18 protein-coding genes are annotated in these 19,886 nt (G+C 63.5%); 13 read left to right on the top strand and 5 right to left on the bottom strand.

Annotated features, from left to right (window positions below; translation table 11 throughout):
- Positions 1-780 (top strand): AsmA-like C-terminal region-containing protein (locus Q8N40_RS06715; protein ID WP_305711252.1); only part of this gene is annotated, 780 nt, incomplete at its 5' end.
- A 14-nt stretch (positions 781-794) separates the two neighbouring features.
- On the opposite strand, the gene Q8N40_RS06710 is transcribed toward Q8N40_RS06715, so the two are convergent.
- On the bottom strand, positions 795-2,042 hold the full coding sequence (locus tag Q8N40_RS06710; RefSeq protein WP_305322870.1) for an MFS transporter: 1,248 nt from the start codon (positions 2,040-2,042) through the stop codon (positions 795-797).
- A 54-nt stretch (positions 2,043-2,096) separates the two neighbouring features.
- Positions 2,097-3,350, bottom strand: a complete 1,254-nt coding sequence (gene tyrS, locus Q8N40_RS06705; protein ID WP_305322869.1) for a tyrosine--tRNA ligase — start codon at positions 3,348-3,350, stop codon at positions 2,097-2,099.
- Between the two features lie 163 nt (positions 3,351-3,513).
- Here tyrS and Q8N40_RS06700 point away from each other — a divergent pair, with 163 nt between their 5' ends.
- Both Q8N40_RS06700 and Q8N40_RS06695 read left to right on the top strand, forming a co-directional pair.
- Positions 3,514-4,617, top strand: a complete 1,104-nt coding sequence (locus tag Q8N40_RS06700; protein ID WP_305711251.1) for an anhydro-N-acetylmuramic acid kinase — start codon at positions 3,514-3,516, stop codon at positions 4,615-4,617.
- 83 nt (positions 4,618-4,700) lie between these two features.
- Entirely contained in the window at positions 4,701-5,378 is a 678-nt protein-coding gene (locus Q8N40_RS06695) for a glutathione S-transferase family protein (RefSeq protein WP_305711250.1), read from the top strand.
- Positions 5,379-5,467: 89 nt separating this feature from the next.
- Here Q8N40_RS06695 and Q8N40_RS06690 read toward each other — a convergent pair whose 3' ends face one another.
- A complete protein-coding gene (locus Q8N40_RS06690; RefSeq protein ID WP_159009389.1) occupies positions 5,468-6,115 on the bottom strand; it encodes an alpha/beta hydrolase in 648 nt (215 codons plus the stop codon).
- 314 nt (positions 6,116-6,429) lie between these two features.
- On the opposite strand from Q8N40_RS06690, the gene Q8N40_RS06685 reads away from it, so the two are divergent.
- The 8 genes from Q8N40_RS06685 to Q8N40_RS06650 all read left to right on the top strand — a co-directional run bounded on the left by Q8N40_RS06685 (position 6,430) and on the right by Q8N40_RS06650 (position 14,096).
- Positions 6,430-7,596: a cysteine desulfurase family protein gene (locus tag Q8N40_RS06685; protein WP_305711249.1), complete on the top strand. Its 1,167-nt coding sequence runs from the start codon at positions 6,430-6,432 to the stop codon at positions 7,594-7,596.
- A gap of 83 nt (positions 7,597-7,679) precedes the next feature.
- Positions 7,680-9,161, top strand: a complete 1,482-nt coding sequence (gene sufB / locus Q8N40_RS06680; RefSeq protein WP_305711248.1) for a Fe-S cluster assembly protein SufB — start codon at positions 7,680-7,682, stop codon at positions 9,159-9,161.
- Between the two features lie 123 nt (positions 9,162-9,284).
- Entirely contained in the window at positions 9,285-10,037 is a 753-nt protein-coding gene (gene sufC / locus Q8N40_RS06675) for a Fe-S cluster assembly ATPase SufC (protein WP_305322863.1), read from the top strand.
- Between the two features lie 18 nt (positions 10,038-10,055).
- Positions 10,056-11,381, top strand: a complete 1,326-nt coding sequence (sufD, locus tag Q8N40_RS06670) for a Fe-S cluster assembly protein SufD (RefSeq protein WP_305711247.1) — start codon at positions 10,056-10,058, stop codon at positions 11,379-11,381.
- Positions 11,378-12,625: a cysteine desulfurase gene (locus Q8N40_RS06665; RefSeq protein ID WP_305711246.1), complete on the top strand. Its 1,248-nt coding sequence runs from the start codon at positions 11,378-11,380 to the stop codon at positions 12,623-12,625. Before sufD ends, Q8N40_RS06665 begins: the two co-directional genes overlap by 4 nt.
- Positions 12,622-13,020: an SUF system Fe-S cluster assembly protein gene (locus Q8N40_RS06660; protein ID WP_305322860.1), complete on the top strand. Its 399-nt coding sequence runs from the start codon at positions 12,622-12,624 to the stop codon at positions 13,018-13,020. The genes Q8N40_RS06665 and Q8N40_RS06660 overlap by 4 nt, the downstream gene beginning before the upstream one ends.
- Before the next feature lie 72 nt (positions 13,021-13,092).
- The gene (locus tag Q8N40_RS06655; protein ID WP_305711245.1) at positions 13,093-13,503 is read left to right on the top strand and encodes an iron-sulfur cluster assembly accessory protein; all 411 of its coding nucleotides are present in this window, start codon (positions 13,093-13,095) and stop codon (positions 13,501-13,503) included.
- Between the two features lie 167 nt (positions 13,504-13,670).
- On the top strand, positions 13,671-14,096 hold the full coding sequence (locus tag Q8N40_RS06650) for a TfoX/Sxy family protein (RefSeq protein ID WP_305322858.1): 426 nt from the start codon (positions 13,671-13,673) through the stop codon (positions 14,094-14,096).
- 149 nt (positions 14,097-14,245) lie between these two features.
- On the opposite strand, the gene Q8N40_RS06645 is transcribed toward Q8N40_RS06650, so the two are convergent.
- Complete coding sequence (locus tag Q8N40_RS06645) at positions 14,246-15,313, bottom strand: GGDEF domain-containing protein (protein ID WP_305711244.1); 1,068 nt, start codon at positions 15,311-15,313, stop codon at positions 14,246-14,248.
- Positions 15,314-15,441: 128 nt separating this feature from the next.
- Positions 15,442-16,959: a DEAD/DEAH box helicase gene (locus Q8N40_RS06640; RefSeq protein WP_305711243.1), complete on the bottom strand. Its 1,518-nt coding sequence runs from the start codon at positions 16,957-16,959 to the stop codon at positions 15,442-15,444.
- Positions 16,960-17,537: 578 nt separating this feature from the next.
- Between Q8N40_RS06640 and Q8N40_RS06635 the strand changes: the two genes are divergently transcribed.
- On the top strand, positions 17,538-19,007 hold the full coding sequence (locus Q8N40_RS06635) for a caspase family protein (RefSeq protein WP_305711242.1): 1,470 nt from the start codon (positions 17,538-17,540) through the stop codon (positions 19,005-19,007).
- A gap of 193 nt (positions 19,008-19,200) precedes the next feature.
- Positions 19,201-19,886, top strand: a 686-nt coding sequence (locus tag Q8N40_RS06630) for an FAD-dependent monooxygenase (RefSeq protein WP_305711241.1), incomplete at its 3' end; no start/stop codon positions are given.

The following is a 19,886-nucleotide window of genomic DNA, read 5'->3' as shown; positions in this document are numbered from 1 at the left end:
GATTTCGATGTCGACCTCAAGCTCGGCGCCGTGGCCGGGTTCTATGGCGAGGCGCTGCGCAGCGTCGACGTCAAGTTCTCGCGGCGCAACGGCGCGGTCAAGAGCTTTACGCTGAGCGGCAAGCTGGGCCGCGATACGCCGCTGACGGCGGATTTGCGTCGCCCGCAGGGGCGCGAGCTGATCTATCTCGAAACCGCCGACGCCGGCGCGTTCCTGCGCTTCTCCGACACCTACGCCAAGGTGGTCGGCGGCCAGCTTTCCCTGGCGATGGATCCGCCGACGGTCGAGCCCAGCGCGAAAGAGGGCCTGATCAACGTCCGCGATTTCTCCATCAAGGGTGAGGCTTCGCTGGATCGCGCGGTGGCCGGCGGGCCGGCCGGGGCGCAGAGCGGCGTTGCCTTCTCGCGCGTGCGCGCCGAATTCACCCGGCAGAACGGCCAGCTCACGATCCGGGAGGGCGTCCTGAAAGGCCCGATGATCGGCGGCACCATCGAAGGCAATCTGGATTTCCCCGGCAACCAGGTGCGCATGAGCGGCACCTTCGTGCCGATGTACGGGCTCAACAACATGTTCGGCCAGATTCCGCTGATCGGCCTGATCATCGGCGGCGGCAGCAATGAGGGGCTGATCGGAATGACCTACGAGATCGTCGGCTCGCCCAGCCAGCCGGTGCTCCGCGTCAACCCGATTTCGGCGATGGCGCCCGGCGTGCTTCGGAAAATCTTCGAGTTCAACACCGGCAAGCAGAACAATCCCGTCGAGTTTCCGCCGAACAACTGATCGAGGCCCGTTCGCTACCGCCTCAGCGCCGGCACCACCAGGAACGGGATCAAGCCCAAGACCACATTGACCAGCGCGAATACGATCAGCCAGTTGTAGCCCTGGGTCCAGTCGTGGATCAGGCCGCCGGCCCAGGAGCCCAGCCCGGAGCCCAGCCCGCTGCCGATCGAAATCGTGCCGAAGATGGTGCCGACCCGTTCGCCCCTGAAAATGTTGAGCGCGGTCGCCGTGATCAGCGGCCCGCGCGAGCCGATCATGCTGCCGAAACAGAGGATGAAACCGGTCAGCAGCCAATAGTTCGGGTAATATTGAATGAGCCAGAGCAGGATCAGTCCGACGATCGAGACGCCATAGCTGAACAGCACCGACGGCCGGCGGCCGATGATGCCGTCGAGGGTCGATATGCCGAGCATGCCGAACAGCGTCAGGATGCCGGAAAAGCCCCAGGCGGTCGCCGCCTGCAGCGGGGGAAATCCGGCGTCGATCAGGTAGGCGACGATCTGCGCCGTGATCGCGTACATCGCCACTGCGGTGAAGAAGAAGGTGCAAAACAGCGCCCAGAAGGCGTGATGGCGGATCGCGCTGCCGAGCGTCCAGCCATTGTCGACAAAACCGGCGTCGGCCTTGCCGGCGATATGCGGCGAGCCGGTGGCGAACAGCCGCCACGGCAGCACCAATAGCGGCAGCAGCAGGCACAACGCCACGATCCCGAACAATTGATAGGCGTCGCGCCAGCCGATCCGGTCGATCAGCAGTTGCGAGGCCGGCAGCAGCACGAATATGCCGGCGCCGGTCGCGGAATACAGGATCGCCATCGCGGTCGGCAGCCGCGGGCCGAACCAGCGCCCGAGCAGGATCGAATTCGGCACGTTGCCGATCAGGGCGATGCCGAGCCCGACGCAAAGGCCGACGCTCAGCTGGAATTGCCAGAGTTCGCGCGCGTGCGCCGCGGTCAGGAAAGCGGCGCCGAGCAGGAACAGTCCGAGCGAATAGACCGTACGTGGCCCGGAGCGATCGAACAGGCGGCCGATCAGCGGCGCGGTCAGTCCGCCCGCCAGCCAGGTCAGCGAATAGACCGAGACCACCTGCGCGCGGTCCCAGCCGAAATCTTCCGAGATCGGCTTGAGGAACACGGTGAAGCTCTCGCCGAGGCCGCGGCCGAGCACCGAGAGCGCAAAGCACAGGGCGAGCACGTTGAGCGCCACCCGCGCCGGCTTCAGCGGTTTGGCCGGCGCATCCTCCCCTGGCGAATTCTGGTCCATCAGGGAAGGGAGCGCGTTTCCGCTGCCGCTAGCAAGCGCGTAAAGCGAATGCGCCTATGCAGGCTTGAGCAGCACGTGACGCTTGCGGCCCATTGAAAGCTTGATCACGCCTTCGGGGGTCAGGTCCTTCGTCGTCAGCATCATCTTCTCGTCGCTGACGGCGGTGTCGTTGACGCGCAAGCCGCCGCCCTTGATCTGACGCCGCGCCTCGCCGTTGGAAGCGACCAGGCCGGTCTTGACGAACGCCGCCAGCACGCCAAGCCCGCTGTCGAGTTCGCTGTGCGAAATATCGATCGTCGGCAGGTTCGCGGCGTGCGAGCCTTCCTCGAAGGTCTGCCGCGCGGTTTCCGCCGCGGTGTTGGCGGCGTCGCGGCCATGCAGCAGCGCGGTGGCTTCCGTCGCCAGCACTTTCTTGGCTTCGTTGATCTCGCCGCCCTGCAAGGAAGCCAGCCTGGCGATCTCGTCCATCGGCAGGATCGTGAACAGCTTGAGAAATTTCACCACATCGGCGTCTTCGGCGTTGCGCCAGTATTGCCAGAAATCGTACGGGCTGAACCGGTCGGCATTGAGCCAGACCGCGCCCTGGGCGGTCTTGCCCATCTTTTCGCCCGACGCCGTCGTCAGCAGGGGCGTGGTCAGCGCGAACAATTGCGGCGTGCCCATGCGGCGGCCGAGGTCGACGCCATTGATGATGTTGCCCCACTGGTCCGAGCCGCCCATCTGCAGCCGGCAGTCGACGCGGCGCGACAGTTCGACGAAATCGTAGGCCTGGCAGACCATGTAGTTGAATTCGATGAAGCTCATCTCCTGCTCGCGCTCGAGACGCAGCCGCACCGAGTCCATCGTCAGCATGCGGTTGACCGAGAAATGCCGGCCGATGTCGCGCAGCATCTCGATCCAGTTCAGTTTGGTGAGCCATTCGGCGTTGTCGAGCATGACGGCGTCGCTGGCGCCGGAGCCGTAACGCAGCACCTTGGCGAACACGCCGCGGATGCTGGCCTTGTTGGCTTCGATCTCCTCGACGGTGCGAAGCGCGCGCGATTCGTCCTTGCCGGAGGGATCGCCGACCATGGTGGTGCCGCCGCCCATCAGCGTGACCGGCTTGTTGCCGCTTTGCTGCAGCCAGTACAGCATCATCATGGTGAGGAAATTGCCGATATGCAGCGACGGCGCGGTGCAGTCGTAGCCGACATAGGCCGTCGCCTGGCCCTTCGCGGCGAGCGCGTCGAGGCCATCGAAATCGGAGCATTGGTGGACGAAGCCACGCTGCTGCAGGATGTTCAGAAAATCAGATTTAAATGCAGTCATTTGTGTGCGACTCTGATCATTCTTATTTCACGGTAATTGTAACTGTTTGCGGAACCCGGACGGATCAGGCTGCCGCAGGCATGTGCGCTGTGGCATTATAAGATGTGCAGGTTTGACACAAGCAGGGCTTCACCGGAGGGTGCCTCAATCAGGCACGATGGCAATGATGCTGACGGCAGTCGGTCTGATGAGCGGCACCTCGCTCGACGGGGTCGACGTCGCCTTGATTGAAACCGACGGCAAGCGGGTGAAGTCGTTCGGCCCATCCGGCTACCGGGCCTATACCGCCCATGAGCGCGGCCTGTTGCGCCAGGCGCTGTCCGAGGCCGTCCACCTGTCGCAGCGCGATGCCCGGCCGGGCATCCTCGGCGAGGCCGAACGCGCCGTGACGCAGGCCCATGCCGAGGCGGTCGCCAGCTTCATCGCGCAGCACCACATCACGCGTGAAAATATCGATATCGTCGGCTTCCATGGCCAGACCGTGCTACACCGGCCGGCGCAGAAAATGACCGTGCAGATCGGCGACGCCACCGCATTGGCGAGGGCCATCCATATCCCGGTCATGTACGATTTCCGCGCCGCCGATGTCGAGGCCGGCGGGCAGGGCGCGCCGTTCGTGCCGGTCTATCACCGCGCGCTGGCGCAATCGCTGGAACGCGAGGGCCCGATCGTCGTGGTCAATATCGGCGGCGTTTCCAACATCACCTATATCGACGGCACGGATGTCCTGATCGCCTGCGATACCGGACCGGGCAACGCGCTGCTCGACGATTACATGTTCCGCAAGCTGGGCCAGCCGTTTGACTGCGAGGGCCGCATGGCGGCCAAGGGCGCGGTCGATGTGCCCTGGGTGATCCGGGCGCTGGAGCACCCGTTCTTCGCGCTGCCGCCGCCGAAATCGCTCGACCGCAACGATTTCGCCTCGCTGGTGCTGCGCGAAATGCCGCCCGCCGATGGCGCGGCCACGCTGACGGCGTTCACGGCGGAAGCCATCGCCCGCATCGTGCCGCTGCTGCCGAAGGAGCCCAGGAGCTGGATCGTCGCCGGCGGCGGCGCCCGCAATCTGACCATGCTGCGGATGCTGCGCGAGCGTCTCGCGCCGGCGACCGTGGAATCCGCCGACGCGCTGGGCTGGTCGGCCGATGCCATCGAGGCGCAGGCGTTCGGCTTCCTGGCCGCGCGCGGCCTGAAGGGCCTGCCGCTGAGCTATCCCGCCACCACGGGTGTGCCGATCCCGATGACCGGCGGTGTGATCGCGCGGCCGTGATCAGGATGCAGTTGCATCTATCTTGACAGTTTAATGCGAATGCATCTATCTTGATGCATCTGCATGAAACTGCGAGGATGATCATGGCGCGGCCGCTGAAACTCATCAGCCACAAACTCTGTCCCTATGTGCAGCGCGCGCTGATCGCGCTGAACGAGAAGGGCGTTGCCTTCGAGCGGGTCGATATCGATCTCGCCAACAAGCCCGACTGGTTCCTGAAAATCTCGCCGCTCGGCAAGGTGCCCGTGCTGACCCTCGGTTCCGATCACGGTGGAGTGGCGCTGTTCGAGAGCAATGTCATCTGCGAGTACCTTGAGGAGACCCAGGGCGGCGCAAGACTGCATCCGCAGGATCCGCTGCAGCGCGCCCAGCACCGGGCATGGATGGAGTTCGGCTCGGCCATTCTGGGCGACTTATGGGGCCTCGAAACCACCACCGATGCTGCGATCTTCGAGAGCAAGCGCGACGCGGTCGCGGCGAAGTTCGACCGCGTCGAGGCGGCGCTGGGCGCAGGCCCGTTCTTCGCAGGCGAAAACGTCAGCCTGGTGGACGCGGTGTTTGCGCCGATCTTTCGCTATTTCGATGTGTTCGATGAACTGATCGATCTCGCGGTATTCGCTAAGACACCGAAGGTTCGGAAGTGGCGGGCGGAGCTCGCGAAGCGGCCCAGTGTTCAGGCCGCGGTCGGACCGGATTATCCCGAACTGCTGCGTGCGTTCCTGGTCCGCTACGACGCGCATCTGTTGAAACTCGCCGCGTAAGGCCGTGTCCCGGTCGTAATGCAGCACGCAATCCCGTAGCCCGGATGGAGACAATGGTCGGCGCGAATGCGCCGCCCGTTGGCGCAATCTCAGCGAACGTTGGCGAGCCGCATGTCGAGATAACCCGTCACCGTCTCCATCAGCGGCTGCAATTTGCCGTCGAAGAAATGGTTGGCGCCCGGGATGATCTGCTGATCGATCACGATGCCCTTCTGGGTCTTGAGCTTCTCGACCAGGGTGTTGACGTCCTTGGGCGGCACCACCGCATCCTTCTCGCCATGCACGATCAGCCCGGAGGACGGGCAGGGTGCGAGGAACGAGAAGTCGTAGAGGTTGGCGGGCGGCGCGATCGAGATAAAGCCTTCGACTTCGGGCCGGCGCATCAGCAACTGCATGCCGATCCAGGCGCCGAACGAGAAGCCGGCGACCCAGCAGGCGCGCGCCTCGGGATTGATGGTCTGCGCCCAGTCGAGCGCGGAGGCGGCATCGGACAATTCGCCGGTGCCGTGATCGAATGAGCCCTGGCTGCGGCCGACGCCGCGGAAATTGAAGCGCAGCACCGAGAAGCCGCGATGCGCGAAGGCGTAGTAGCACTGGTAGATGATCTGGTGGTTCATCGTGCCGTGAAATTGCGGATGCGGATGCAGCACCATCGCGATCGGCGCGTTCTTCTGCTTGGCCGGGTGATAACGGCCTTCGAGGCGGCCTGCGGGGCCGGTGAAGATGACTTCAGGCATTTTGATTCCTTGGCAAAATCAACCGCCTTTGGGCGGCGTCATCCGGCGTGTTCGCCAATGAAGCCTTGCAGAGCTAAAGGGGCGGATCAGGCGTCGTTTGGCGCGATGCGAACGGCGCTCGGTGAACTGGAGGCCGCGTTCTAGCATGAGGCGAGGGGCCAAAAGCAAGTTTCTTGAACATCTCGCAGTGCGTTCAAGGCGTTAGCGTTTGCGATTGCCAGGCGACGGCGCGATCCCCACTTGCGATAAGGTCGACGGGACTGGTTTTGGCTGCGGCCGCCGCGCTTTGCCGATTTAAGGTAATATAATACTACATGCCCGAGCGGATCTATCTCGACTGGAACGCCACTACGCCGCTGCGCCCCGAGGCCAGGGAGGCGATGGCTGCGGCGTGGGAACTCAGCGGCAATCCTTCGTCGGTCCACGCCGAGGGCCGCCAGGCCCGCAGGCTGGTCGAGGATAGCAGGGCCAGGGTGGCGGACGCCGTGGGCGCGCCGCCGCGCAACCTTGTCTTTACGTCGGGTGGAACCGAGGCCAATGCGTTGGCGCTGACCCCGGGATTGCGGCGAGGGTCGGGACATCAGGTCCAGAGACTGCTGGTGTCCGCCATCGAGCACGCCTCGGTGCTGTCAGGCGGACGATTTCCGGCCGGGGCGATCGAACAGATCGGCGTCACCCGTTCGGGCCTGCTCGATCTCGACCGCCTGCGCACGCTGCTGGCGGGCGGTCCCCCGGCGCTGGTTTCGGTGATGCTGGCCAACAACGAAACCGGCGCCATTCAGCCGGTGGGTGAAGCCGCTGAGCTGACCCATCAAGCAGGCGGCCTGCTGCATGTCGACGCGATCCAGGCCATGGGAAAGATACCTTTCGATATCAATGCGTTGGGTGCCGATCTGGTGACGCTTTCTGCGCACAAGATCGGCGGTCCCAAGGGCGTGGGCTCGTTGATCTTGGCGGACGGCGTGCTCGGGTTTGAGCCGAGCTTGCGCGGCGGCGGTCAGGAACTCGGTCGCCGGGCCGGCACCGAGAACGTGGCGGGAATCGCCGGATTCGGCGCCGCAGCCAGCGCCGCCATGAGCACGCTGGATCAAGACGCAGCCCGTCTCAAGGCCCTGCGAAGCCAGCTCGAACGCGGCCTGCGGCGGATCACCGGGGTAATCGTGTTTTCCGATGAAGTTCCCCGACTGCCCAACACTGTCCTGTTCACGGTTCCCGGCTTGAGGGCGGAGACTGCGGTGATCGGCTTCGACCTCGCGGGTATCGCGGTATCCTCGGGTTCCGCCTGCTCCTCGGGCAAGGTTCAGCCGTCTCACGTGCTGGAAGCCATGGGATTCAGCCCGGATCTGGCCCAGGGAGCCGTGCGGCTCAGCCTCGGCTGGTCCACGACCTCCCGGGACATTGATCGTTGCCTGGAGGCTTGGCTAAAGCTCGCCGGTACACTACTTAAAGGGAGCGACGAAACACTGCTTGAACGGTTCTAAGCAGGTGATTTCCTCGAAGAAACATCGTAAAGTTTCTGGAGTGATCCACACCGCGGTCCTTGAAACCGCGAGCGGAGGATGGAATGGCGGCCGTACAAGAGACCGTTGATCGGGTTCGCCGGATCGACGTCGATCAATATCGCTATGGATTTGAGACGCTTATCGAGTCCGACAAGGCCCCCAAGGGGCTGTCGGAAGATACCGTCCGCTTCATCTCCGCGAAGAAGAACGAACCGGCCTGGATGCTGGAATGGCGCCTGGAGGCGTATCGCCGCTGGCTGACCATGACGGAACCGAACTGGGCCCGGGTCGACTATCCCAAGATTGATTACCAGGATCTCTATTATTACTCGGCGCCGAAGCCGAAGAAGACCATCGGCTCGCTCGACGAGATCGACCCGGATATCCTCGAGACCTACAAGAAGCTCGGCATTCCGCTCCGCGAAGTCGAGGTGCTGGAAGGCGTGGTGCGGCCGGAAGGCGAGCGCCGCATCGCGGTCGATGCCGTGTTCGATTCGGTCTCGGTGGCGACCACGTTCCAGAAGGAACTGAAGCAGGCCGGCGTGATCTTCATGCCGATCTCGGAGGCGATCCGCGAACATCCCGAGCTGGTGCGGAAGTATCTCGGCACCGTGGTGCCGACCTCGGACAATTACTTCGCGACGCTGAACTCCGCGGTGTTCTCCGACGGCTCGTTCGTCTATGTGCCGCCGGGCGTGCGCTGTCCGATGGAACTGTCGACCTATTTCCGCATCAACGAGCGCAACACCGGCCAGTTCGAGCGCACGCTGATCATCGCCGACAAGGGCGCCTACGTCAGCTATCTCGAAGGCTGCACCGCGCCGCAGCGCGACGAGAACCAGCTGCATGCCGCCGTGGTCGAGCTGGTCACGCATGTCGACGCCGAGATCAAATATTCGACGGTGCAGAACTGGTATCCCGGCAATTCCGAAGGCAAGGGCGGCATCTACAATTTCGTCACCAAGCGCGGCGACTGCCGCGGCAACAATTCGAAGATTTCCTGGACCCAGGTCGAGACCGGCTCGGCCATCACCTGGAAATATCCGAGCTGCATTTTGCGCGGTGACAATTCGCGCGGCGAGTTCTATTCGATCGCGATTTCGAACGGCCACCAGCAGGTCGATTCCGGCACCAAGATGATCCATCTCGGCAAGAACACGACGAGCCGGATCATTTCCAAGGGCATCGCCGCCGGCGTCTCGCAGAACACCTATCGCGGCCTCGTCACCGCCCACCGCAAGGCCACCGGCGCGCGTAACTTCACCGCCTGCGATTCCCTGCTGATCGGCGATAAATGCGGTGCACACACCGTGCCCTATATCGAGGCGAAGAATTCATCCGCGCTGTTCGAGCATGAAGCCACCACCTCGAAGATTTCTGAGGACGTGCTGTTCTACTGCGTGCAGCGGGGCTTGAGCCAGGAAGAAGCCGTCGGCCTCGTGGTCAACGGTTTCGTCAAGGACGTGCTGCAGCAACTGCCGATGGAATTCGCGGTGGAAGCGCAGAAGCTGATCTCGATCAGTCTCGAAGGATCGGTTGGATAAAGGTCGTCATCCCGGGGTACTTGCGAAGCAAGCCTCGAAGGATGGCAGAAGAAGCGAGAAAGCATCCTTCGAGGCTCGCCGAAGACGGCCACACCTCAGGATGACCAGAAGGATAGATTTGTAATGTCAATACTCGAAGTCAAGAATCTGCAGGTCCGTGTCGAGGAACGCGAGATTCTCCACGGGCTGTCGCTCACCGTGAACCCCGGCGAAGTGCATGCCATCATGGGGCCGAACGGCTCCGGCAAGTCGACGCTGTCACACGTGATCGCCGGCAAACCCGGCTATGAAGTCACCGGCGGCGAGATCCTGTTCAAGGGCGAGAACCTGCTGGAAATGTCGCCGGACGTGCGCTCGTCCAAAGGCGTGTTCCTCGCGTTCCAGTATCCGGTGGAAATTCCGGGGGTTGCCACCATGACGTTCCTGCGCACCGCGCTGAATGCGCAGCGCAAGGCGCGCGGCGAAAGCGAATTCTCGACGCCGGATTTTCTCAAGAAGGTGCGCAGCGTCGCGGCGTCGCTCAACATTCCGCAGGACATGCTGCGCCGTGGCGTCAATGTCGGGTTCTCCGGCGGCGAGAAGAAGCGCAACGAGATCCTGCAGATGGCGCTGTTCGAGCCCAGCCTGTGCATTCTCGACGAGATGGATTCCGGCCTCGATATCGACGCGCTGCGGGTTGCCGCCGACGGCGTCAACGCGCTGCGTTCGCCGGATCGCGCCATGGTGGTGATCACGCATTACCAGCGGCTGCTGAACTACATCGTGCCTGATTTCGTCCACGTGATGTCGAAGGGCAAGGTCGTCAAGAGCGGCGGCAAGGAACTGGCGCTGGAGCTGGAAGCTTCCGGCTACGCGCAGTTCGAAGACGCGGCCTGAGCGGGATACGGATTTGTGATGAACGTGGTATTGGCCAAGACCGAAACCGAGCACGCCAGGAGCGATATCCTCGCCGTGGCGCGTGACCGGTTGCCCGGCACAGGCAAGGTTGCCGATCTCAGGCGGCAGGCGCTGGAAGCGCATGAGCGTCTGGGCCTGCCGCACCGGCGGGTCGAGGACTGGAAATACACCGATCTGCGCGTGCTGATGCGCGAAGTGCTGCCGCTGGCGGCGGCGCCGGATGCCGAGGCGCTGAAGCGCGCGGCCGCCGCCCTGAAACTTCACGCCATCGCGGGCGTGCGCCTGATCGTGCTGGTGGATGGCGTGTTCGCGCCAAGACTGTCCGAGACATCAGATCTCGGCAAGGACGTCAGCATCCACACGCTGCGCGAAGCGCTGGAAGCCGGCGATGCCGCGCTGCAGGCGCAGCTGTTCTCGCCCGACAATTCCGATACCATGGTGGCGCTCAACAGCGCGATGATGACCGATGGCGTCGTGATCGAGGTCGCCGACAGCGCGGTCATTCCGCTGCCGCTGCATATCGTCCATATCGCAAGCGGGGCGGCCCCCGCGGCGATGTTCACGCGCTCCCTGATCCGTGTCGGCAAGCACGCCAGCGCGACGCTGGTGGAAAGCTATATCGGCGCCGAGGGCGCGAAGGCCTATCAGGTCCATGATTCCCTTGTGGTTGCGATCGGCGACGGCGCGCGGCTCGACCATGTCCGCCTGATCGAGGACAGCCGCGAGGCCTTCAATATTTCCTCCGCGGTCGTCACGCTCGGCGCCCACGCGCATTTCAACACGTTCGGAATGAATACCGGTTCGCTTGTGAGTCGTTACCAGGCCGTCATCGCGGTGGCGGGCGAGGGCTCCCGGGTCGAGACCAACGGCGTCAACCTGCTCAACGGCCGCCAGCACGCCGACACCACGCTGTTTCTCGACCATGCGGTGCCGAACTGCTCAAGCCGCGAGATTTTTCGCGCCGTGGTCGACGACCGCGGCCATTCGGTGTTCCAGGGCCGCATCATCGTCCGTCCCAAGGCGCAGAAGACCGACGCGAAGATGATGACGCGGGCGCTGTTGCTGTCCGACGAGGCCGAGGCCGACAACAAGCCGGAGCTGGAAATCTTTGCCGACGACGTCACCTGCGGACATGGCGCCACGACAGGCGCGCTCGACGACAGCCTGCTGTTTTACCTGCGCGCGCGCGGGCTTTCCGAAAAGGAAGCCCAGGCGCTGCTGATCCAGGCGTTTGTGGGCGAGGCGATCGAGCAGATCGCCAATGACGCCCTGCGCGAACTCGCGATAGCGGCGGCCCAGCGCTGGCTGGCGGCACGGGGTTGACCATGCATCCCGCAGTCCTGAACGGTTCATACGATGTCGCCCGCGTCCGCGAGGATTTTCCCGCGCTGGCAATGAAGGTCTTCGGCAAGCCGCTGGTCTATCTCGACAACGCGGCCTCGGCGCAGAAGCCCAATGCCGTGCTCGACCGCATGACGCAAGCCTACAAAAGCAAATATGCCAACGTGCATCGCGGGCTGCACTACCTCGCCAATGCCGCGACCGAAGCCTATGAGGGCGGCCGCGAAAAGGTCGCAACATTTCTCAACGCCGGCCGCACCGAAGAGATCATCTTCACCCGCAACGCCACCGAGGCGATCAACCTCGTGGCGTCGTCCTGGGGCGAACCCAATATTGGGGCGGGCGACGAGATCGTGCTCTCGATCATGGAGCACCATTCCAACATCGTGCCCTGGCATTTCCTCAGGGAACGTCACGGCGCGGTGATCAAATGGGCGCCGGTCGACGACGAAGGCAATTTCCTGATCGACGAGTTCGAGAAGCTGTTGACCGACCGCACCAAATTGGTGGCGATCACGCAGATGTCGAATGCGCTCGGCACCGTCGTGCCGGTCAAGGAAGTCGTCAAGCTGGCCCATGCCCGCGGCATCAAGGTGCTGGTCGACGGCAGCCAGGCGGCCGTGCACATGGCGATCGACGTCAGGGATATCGACGCCGATTTCTACGTCTTCACCGGCCACAAGCTGTACGGCCCGACCGGCATCGGCGTGCTCTATGCCAAGCACGAGCATCTGGTGACGATGCGCCCCTTCAATGGCGGCGGCGAGATGATCCGCGAAGTGGCCAGGGATTTCGTCACCTACGGCGATCCGCCGTACAAATTCGAGGCGGGCACACCGGCGATCGTGGAATCGATCGGGCTCGGCGCGGCGATCGATTACGTCAATTCGATCGGCAAGGCGCGCATTGCCGCGCACGAGCACGATCTGTTGACCTATGCCCAGGACCGCTTGCGCGAAATCAACTCGCTGCGGCTGATCGGCACCGCGAAGGCCAAGGGCCCGGTGATCTCGTTCGAGATGAAAGGCGCGCACGCCCACGACGTCGCCACCGTGATCGACCGTCAGGGCATCGCGGTGCGCGCCGGAACCCATTGCGCGATGCCGCTTTTGGAACGGTTCAACGTGACGGCGACGTGCCGAGCCTCATTCGGGATGTATAATACCCGTGAAGAAGTCGACCATCTGGCACAGGCGCTGATCAAGGCCCGGGAACTGTTTTCATGACCGACACCATCGAAGCCAAAAACCTTGAAGCCGGTCTGGAAGACAAGACCAGCAACATGGAAACCAGTTCGGCGCTGCCGCCGGAGGAAACCGAACGCCTCGGCGGCGAGATCGTTTCCGCGCTAAAGACGGTGTTCGATCCGGAAATTCCGGCTGACATCTACGAGCTCGGCCTGATCTACAAGGTCGACATCAAGGACGACCGCTCGGTCGACGTCATGATGACGCTGACGACGCCGAACTGTCCGGCGGCGGGCGAATTGCCGACGATGGTGGAGAATGCGGTCGCCAGCGTTCCCGGCGTCGGCGTGGTCAATGTCAATCTGGTCTGGGAGCCGGCGTGGACGCCGGATCGCATGACCGACGAGGCGCGCCTCGTCCTCAATATGTGGTGATGCGTTAGTGGAGTTGGCTTAACTTTTTCAAGCGATGATCGCCGACATTGATTGGCGGCCAGGAATGACCACATGACTGACATGACACCCGCCTCGCCAACACCGGCAGCCAAGCTGAAGCCGCGGCCCCGTCCGCAGGTCATGAAGCTGACCGATGCCGCGGCCCTTCGCATTACCGAACTGACCAGGCGGGCCGATTCCGAGATCGTCGGACTTCGCGTCGGGATCAAGAACGGCGGCTGCGCCGGGCAATCCTACACCGTCGAATACGCCCATGAGGTTCGTCCCACCGACGAGGTGGTCGAGGACAAGGGCGTCAAGATCCTGATCGATCCGAAGGCGGTGCTGTTCCTGCTCGGCACCGAGATGGATTACAAGTCCGACAAGATGCAATCGCAGTTCATCTTCAACAACCCGAACCAGACCGGCGCCTGCGGCTGCGGCGAATCGGTGCAGCTGACGGCTGCGAAGGTGGATGGCTGATACAGGCAAAGGCCTGTCATCCGTCGTCCCGGCCTCCGAGCCGGGACCCATAGCCACCGCTGTTGATTGTTGCAGGGATCGTCGACCATATTGCCTCAACGAGGGGCCGCGGCGTACGGGTCCCGGCTCAGGGCCGGGACGACTCGTGGAGACATGAGCGCAAGTCCATGGACCGCGATTTCCTGATCGATCTGTTTTCCGACTTCGGCCCGGTGACGATCCGCCCGATGTTTTCCGGCTTCGGCATTTCCGCCGATGGCACCAACTTCGCGCTGGCGCTGCGCGCCGGTCTTTACTTCCGCGCCGACGAGCAGACCATCCCGCAATTCGAGGCGGAAGGTTCCAAACCGTTTTCCTATCAAACCCGAGCGAAGACCGTCACGGTCAATTCGTACTGGCAGCTGCCGGAGCGGCTGTATGACGATCCGGAAGACCTGACGGGATGGGCGAGGGCGGCCCTGGCCGCAGCCCAGCGCGCGGCGTTGCGCAAGCGTCCGAAGGTGAAGAAGGTGGCGGCCAAAGCCAAGGTCGCGGTCAAAAAGAAGAAGTCGGCAAGGAAGGCCGTCAAAAAGACATCCAGAACAAAAGCATAATCGGTCGTCGTCCCGGCCCAGTGAGCGCAGCGAACGCCGAGCCGGGACCCATAGCCACCGATATCAATAATTCAAGGAAGGCCTCGAACACCCTGCTGAAACGAGAAGCCGCGGCGTGGGTCCCTGCGTTCGCAGGGACGACGAGTGCCTCACGCCACCTGGCTGTGGGTCCCGGCGACGTATTCCGGATCGACTTCGCAGATCACGCGGTTGCGGCCGTTGCGCTTGGCGGCGTAGAGGCAGCCGTCGGCGCGCTCGATCAGCGAATCCGTATCGTCGTCCGGCTTCAGCATGGACACGCCGACCGAGATGGTGACGCGTCCCAGGATCTCGCCGGTGGATTTCTTTTTCATTTCCTTCGCCATCACGGCGCGGCGGATGTGGTCGGCGACCGTCAGCGCCTGGCGCAGCGCGGTGTTGGGCAGCACGACCGCGAATTCCTCGCCGCCGTAGCGGGCGGTGACGTCCTGGCCCTTGATGGTCTGTTTCAGCGACATGCCGACCAGCCGCAGCACCTGGTCGCCGGTGAGATGGCCGTAGGAATCGTTGAACGATTTGAAGTGATCGATGTCGAACATCAGCAGCGACAACGGCTCGCCGCTGGCCAGCGCATTCTGCACCGCCATCTCGATCGAGCGGTCGAAATATTTGCGGTTGCCGAGGCCGGTCAGGGGATCGGTCAGGCTTTCCGCCCTGATCGCCTCGAGGCTCTGCTGCAGGTTGCTGATCTCGTTTTTCGACAGCGACAGCCGGTCTTCCAGCGCCTTGTTGGTGTCGCGCATCTCGCGGGTGGATTTCACCAGCCCTTCGACGATCGCCTTGATCTGGTCGCGGTCGGCCGCGACCGAGAGCTTCTGCGTCGCGCCGGACAGGCTGTCGTCGTAGCTCGCGGACATTCCGAGGGCGTCGGAGATCAGGGCCATCACGTCGTCGATTTCGCCGATCACGCGCACGCCGACCTTGTCGATGCGGTCGGTGGTCTTGATGTGGGAAAGATAGGTTTCGTAGATCTGTTCGAGGTCGGCTTCGGTCAGCTTGCCGTAGCGCGCCAGCGTCTCGTTGATGATCTTGTTGAGCGGAGAATTGTGTCCTGTCGCGTAGACGTACCAGATTTCATAATTGCGGGGCACGGCGGTATGTCGGAGCGACTTGATCTGGCCGAGCGCGACTTCGGCGAAGGCCATCGTACGTTCGTGTTCGTCGAGCACCTTGATCACGGATCACGTCCCCAATATAGCGGGCGGCAATGCCCGCTTTCCAGCGGCAATAACTAGAATTATCGCCGCCAAGCTAAGGGAGGATCATGAACGACCGGTAAACGTCGGGTTCCCGACTTAGCCGGATCTTAAACCCGGGCGCGGACCGGCCGCAGCAGGAACGCCGGAAGATGCGAGTGATCGGCAGGTTCGGACGCCGATTCGTGCTTGTTTTTCGGTGCTTCGGCCCGACCGATCGACGGCGTGCGCGAGGCCGGCGGCGCCGCTGGCGGCGTGAATTCGGCGGCGGGAGCCTGCGGCTGCGGACTGGGGTTGCGGTCGCCGCCCGAGCGACGCGGCCCGCGTTCCCGGCGTGGCTTGCGGGCCTCCTGTGCACCGTCACGCGGGCTTTCGCGCGACGCTTCCCTCGAACCTTCGCGTGAACCTTCGCGTGAACCTTCCCTTGCACCGTGCCGTCCGCGCGATTGGCGGGGACGTTCGGACTCGGGGCCGGCCGGCGTCGCGTCGGCCGGATCGGTGGCGGCGAAGCCCTCGACATGAGGAATGCTTTGTCCGATCAGCTTCTCGATCGCCACCATGGATTTCTGATCGAGCGGGGTGACCAGCGAGATCGCGGTGCCGGCGCGGCCGGCGCGGCCGGTGCGGCCGATGCGATGGACGTAATCGTCGGCGTGATGCGGCACGTCGAAGTTGAAGACGTGGCTGGTCGAGGGAATATCGAGGCCGCGGGCCGCGACGTCGGAGGCCACCAGCAGCGGAATTTCGCCCTTGCGGAACTGATCGAGGGCGGCGGTGCGGGCCGACTGTTCCATGTCGCCATGCAGGGCGCCGACGCTGAAGCCGTGCTTCTCGAGCGATTTGTAAAGTGACGCCACTTCGCGCTTGCGATTGCAGAAGATAATCGCGTTCTGCAGGTCCTTGGCATCGCGCAGCAGGCGACGCAGCGTGTCGCGTTTGTCATGCGGCTCGCGGCCGACGGTGACCTGGAACTGGGAGACGCCGACGGCGGTGGTGGCGGGCCTGGAAACCTCGATCTTCTCGGGATTGTGCAGGAAGGTTTCGGTGATGCGGCGGATTTCCGGCGGCATGGTCGCGGTGAAGAACAGCGTCTGCCGGGTGAACGGGATCATCTTGCAGATCCGTTCGATGTCGGGGATGAAGCCCATGTCCAGCATGCGGTCGGCTTCGTCGATGACGAGCAGTTCGACGCCGGTGAGCAACAGGCCGCCGCGCTCGGTGTGGTCGAGCAGCCGGCCCGGGGTCGCGATCAGCACGTCGACGCCGCGCGTCAGCTTGGTATCCTGATCGCCGAAGGAAACGCCGCCGATCAGCAGGGCGACGTTGAGCTTCTGGCCGACGCCGTATTTATCGAATTGTTCCTTGACCTGGGCGGCGAGCTCGCGGGTCGGTTCCAGGATCAGGGTGCGGGGCATTCGGGCCCGGGCGCGGCCCTTTTCCAGAATCGTGAGCATCGGAAGGACGAAGGCAGCGGTCTTGCCGGTGCCGGTCTGGGCGATGCCGAGAACGTCCCGGCGGGCCAGAACATGGGGAATCGCCTGTTCCTGAATGGGGGTAGGGGTGGTGTAACCGGTGGCCGCGACAGCGGCGAGCACCTTGTCGGACAAGCCGAGATTGGTAAAAGACATTGAGCCTCTGGTCGAAACCGCCGCTTGGAATCTCGGAAAAAGACTGTCGCGCCCAACCCCGGAACGGCACGCAAATTTGCTCGGGATTATCGGATACGCAGACAGGCGGCTTACTCAAGATATCGCGTTTCGATACCGGGCCGCGTCAGGCCGGAACATAGGGCCGAATTGGCTAAAGTCAATGGAGCCGCCGCGGGAAGGGCCAAAAAGCTTAATGTTTTTGCATAATTGGCTGCGATTTCTCGATCCGTCCGGTGCGCAACAGCCTTTTACCGCCCGGGTTAAGGCTTCATGAATCGACTACGTAGAAATACGCAGATTTGCCCTTCCGATCGTTAATGTGCGTTAAGCCATTGGCGATTCCGGTTGGATTCCATCGGGCCGCGCCGCGCGGACGCGTTGGCATCGCCGCGGAATGACAGCTTGGTTTCAGCGTGTCGGCTGTTCCGGCCCGAGCTTGAACCGTGGGCGCTGATATCCCGACTACGGCATAGGATGGCCGGCACGGGCCGGGATGAGTCGTGCGGGCGGGGAAATCAATGATGCGTTGGCTTTCCAGATGGTTGGCGATCGGCGGGATGGCTGCCGTCCTGGTGGCGCTGGCCGCTCCCGCGCTGGCGGAAAAGCGCGTCGCGCTGGTGGTCGGCAACGACAACTACCGCAACGTCCCCAAGCTGCAGAAGGCGGTCAACGATGCCCGCACCATGGGCGATACGCTGAAGCGGCTCGGTTTCACCGTGATGGTCGCGGAGAACCAGACGCGGGCGGCGTTCAGCCAGACACTGCTGGCGTTCGACCAGGCGGTCGGGCCCGGCGACACCGCCTTCTTCTTCTATGCCGGCCACGGCTTCGAGATATCAGGGCAGAATTTCCTGCTTCCGACCGATGTGCCGCCCGCGACCGAGGGTCAGGAAGAACTGGTGCGCGACGCTTCTGTGCTCGCCGACCGCATCATCGAGCGCCTGCAGAACAGGAAGGTGCGCACCGCGATCCTGGTGTTCGATGCCTGCCGCAACAATCCGTTCGAACGCCAGGGCACCCGCGCGGTTGCCGGTGGCGGCGGTCTCGCGCCGATGATGCAATTGCCTGAAGGCGTGTTCTCGATCTTTTCGGCGGGCCCGCGGCAGACCGCGCTCGATCGTCTTTCCAACAATGACGATAATCCCAATTCGGTGTTCACGCGAACCTTCGCCAGGCAGCTCACGGAGCCCGGCGCCAACCTGGTTCAGGTCGCGCAGCGCACGCGGCGGCTGGTCAGCGAACTCGCGGAGACCGTGCGCCACAAGCAGATCCCGGTTTATTTCGACCAGATGGTCGACGACGTCTTTCTGAACGGTCTCGCCAAAGCGCCGGCCGAAGCGGCGGCTCCACCCGCCAGGCCGGCCGAACCGCTGCAGCAGGTCGCGGCACTGCCGCCGGTGCAACGCCTTGCGCCAGCCAATGAGTCCGTCAATGCACCGATCGCCTCGTTCTCGCGCCACAATGGCGGCTGGAGCGTGGTGTTCTCGATCGCCGACCCGACGCTGGGGATTTCCTGGCGGATCGGCGAGACCGGCGAATTCCGCGAGACCGGCTTCATCGATACGCTCGATCCGCGCACCCGCAAGCGGATGCCCAATCCCTCGATCGAGCTTCCCGCCGACGCGCCGGCGGCCACCATCCAGCTTCGCTATGTCGACGCCCAGGGCGAATTGCAGGGACCGTTCCCGATCCGGTTCGATCCCGAGGCGGCGCTGATCCGCGACCAGCGCAAGATCCTCGACATGACCGCGACCAGCTGGCTGTCGTTTCGCGAGTTCAACGGGCTGCTGGTCTACTACACCCACCTGATGTCGTATCGCTGCGCGATCCGCGAAGTGCGCGTCGGCATCGACTCGGCGGTGCCGGACAAGGTGCTGAAAATGCCGCCCTGCGATCCCAGGGACCCCAGCGCGATTCCGCACGCGGCGCAGCCCTATCTGAAGCTGGCGCCGGCGACCAAATCGGTCTCGGTCGAATTGACCTACCGCGACGGCAGCGTGTCGGAGATCAAGAGTTTTCGGCGCTGAGAGTCGCTTGCTGCCCATGCTTCGAGACGCTCGCGTTGCTCGCTCCTCAGCATGAGGTTGTTGTGTTTCAACAGGTCAGACCTCATCATGAGGAGGCCGCCAACGGGTCGCGCGAACGCGCGCCCGATGACAGGCTCCGCGGCCGTCTCGAAGGATGGGCTGCAACTCCGATTTGTGATCATGGTGCGAAATCATGGACGCAGGCACGTCTCAGGACCCACCGCCACCGCGCAGCATCACCGCGCGCTGCTGCATCGTCGGCGGCGGCCCGGCGGGCATGATGCTGGGCTATCTGCTTGGACGCGCCGGGATCGATGTCGTGGTGCTGGAAAAACACGCCGACTTCTTCCGGGATTTTCGCGGCGACACGGTGCATCCCTCGACGCTGCAGGTGATGGATGAACTCGGCCTGATCGACGGATTCCTGAAACTTCCGCATCAGCGGCTGCAGACAATGGACGGAAAGTTCGGCGAGACTGCGATCCGCATCGCGGACCTGCGCCGGCTCAAGACAAAATACCCCTTCATCGCCTTCATGCCGCAATGGGATTTTCTCAATTTCCTGCGCGAGAGCGGCAAGCGATTTCCAACGCTGAGGGTGATGATGGATGCCGAGGCGACCGACCTGATCAAGTCGGGCGACATGGTCGAAGGCGTGAAGGCCACGACACCGGAAGGCACCGTCGAAATCCACGCCGATCTCACCATCGCCTGCGACGGCCGGCATTCGATCGTGCGGCGGCGTGCCGGTCTCGAGGTCGAGGAGACAGGCGCGCCGATGGATGTGCTGTGGTTTCGCGCCGGCAAGCGCGCCGACGAGAGTGAAAACCTGTTCGCGCGGCTCGACCCCGGCAAGATGATGGTGACGTTCGACCGCGG

This window comes from Bradyrhizobium sp. (assembly GCF_030693485.1).
Lineage (GTDB): Bacteria > Pseudomonadota > Alphaproteobacteria > Rhizobiales > Xanthobacteraceae > Bradyrhizobium.
Note: the sequence above shows the minus strand (reverse complement) of the source record. Positions and strands in the feature narration are given on the sequence as shown.

Coding starts and splice junctions, on each gene's coding strand:
- Q8N40_RS06660 (WP_305322860.1), top strand. CDS start 12,622: ATGACCGACACCATCGAAGCCAAAAACCTTGAAGCCGGTCTGGAAGAC.
- Q8N40_RS06685 (WP_305711249.1), top strand. CDS start 6,430: ATGCCCGAGCGGATCTATCTCGACTGGAACGCCACTACGCCGCTGCGC.
- Q8N40_RS06690 (WP_159009389.1), bottom strand. CDS start 6,115: ATGCCTGAAGTCATCTTCACCGGCCCCGCAGGCCGCCTCGAAGGCCGT.
- Q8N40_RS06655 (WP_305711245.1), top strand. CDS start 13,093: ATGACTGACATGACACCCGCCTCGCCAACACCGGCAGCCAAGCTGAAG.
- tyrS (WP_305322869.1), bottom strand. CDS start 3,350: ATGACTGCATTTAAATCTGATTTTCTGAACATCCTGCAGCAGCGTGGC.
- Q8N40_RS06640 (WP_305711243.1), bottom strand. CDS start 16,959: ATGTCTTTTACCAATCTCGGCTTGTCCGACAAGGTGCTCGCCGCTGTC.
- Q8N40_RS06650 (WP_305322858.1), top strand. CDS start 13,671: ATGGACCGCGATTTCCTGATCGATCTGTTTTCCGACTTCGGCCCGGTG.
- Q8N40_RS06635 (WP_305711242.1), top strand. CDS start 17,538: ATGGCTGCCGTCCTGGTGGCGCTGGCCGCTCCCGCGCTGGCGGAAAAG.
- sufC (WP_305322863.1), top strand. CDS start 9,285: ATGTCAATACTCGAAGTCAAGAATCTGCAGGTCCGTGTCGAGGAACGC.
- sufD (WP_305711247.1), top strand. CDS start 10,056: ATGAACGTGGTATTGGCCAAGACCGAAACCGAGCACGCCAGGAGCGAT.
- sufB (WP_305711248.1), top strand. CDS start 7,680: ATGGCGGCCGTACAAGAGACCGTTGATCGGGTTCGCCGGATCGACGTC.
- Q8N40_RS06695 (WP_305711250.1), top strand. CDS start 4,701: ATGGCGCGGCCGCTGAAACTCATCAGCCACAAACTCTGTCCCTATGTG.
- Q8N40_RS06710 (WP_305322870.1), bottom strand. CDS start 2,042: ATGGACCAGAATTCGCCAGGGGAGGATGCGCCGGCCAAACCGCTGAAG.
- Q8N40_RS06700 (WP_305711251.1), top strand. CDS start 3,514: ATGATGCTGACGGCAGTCGGTCTGATGAGCGGCACCTCGCTCGACGGG.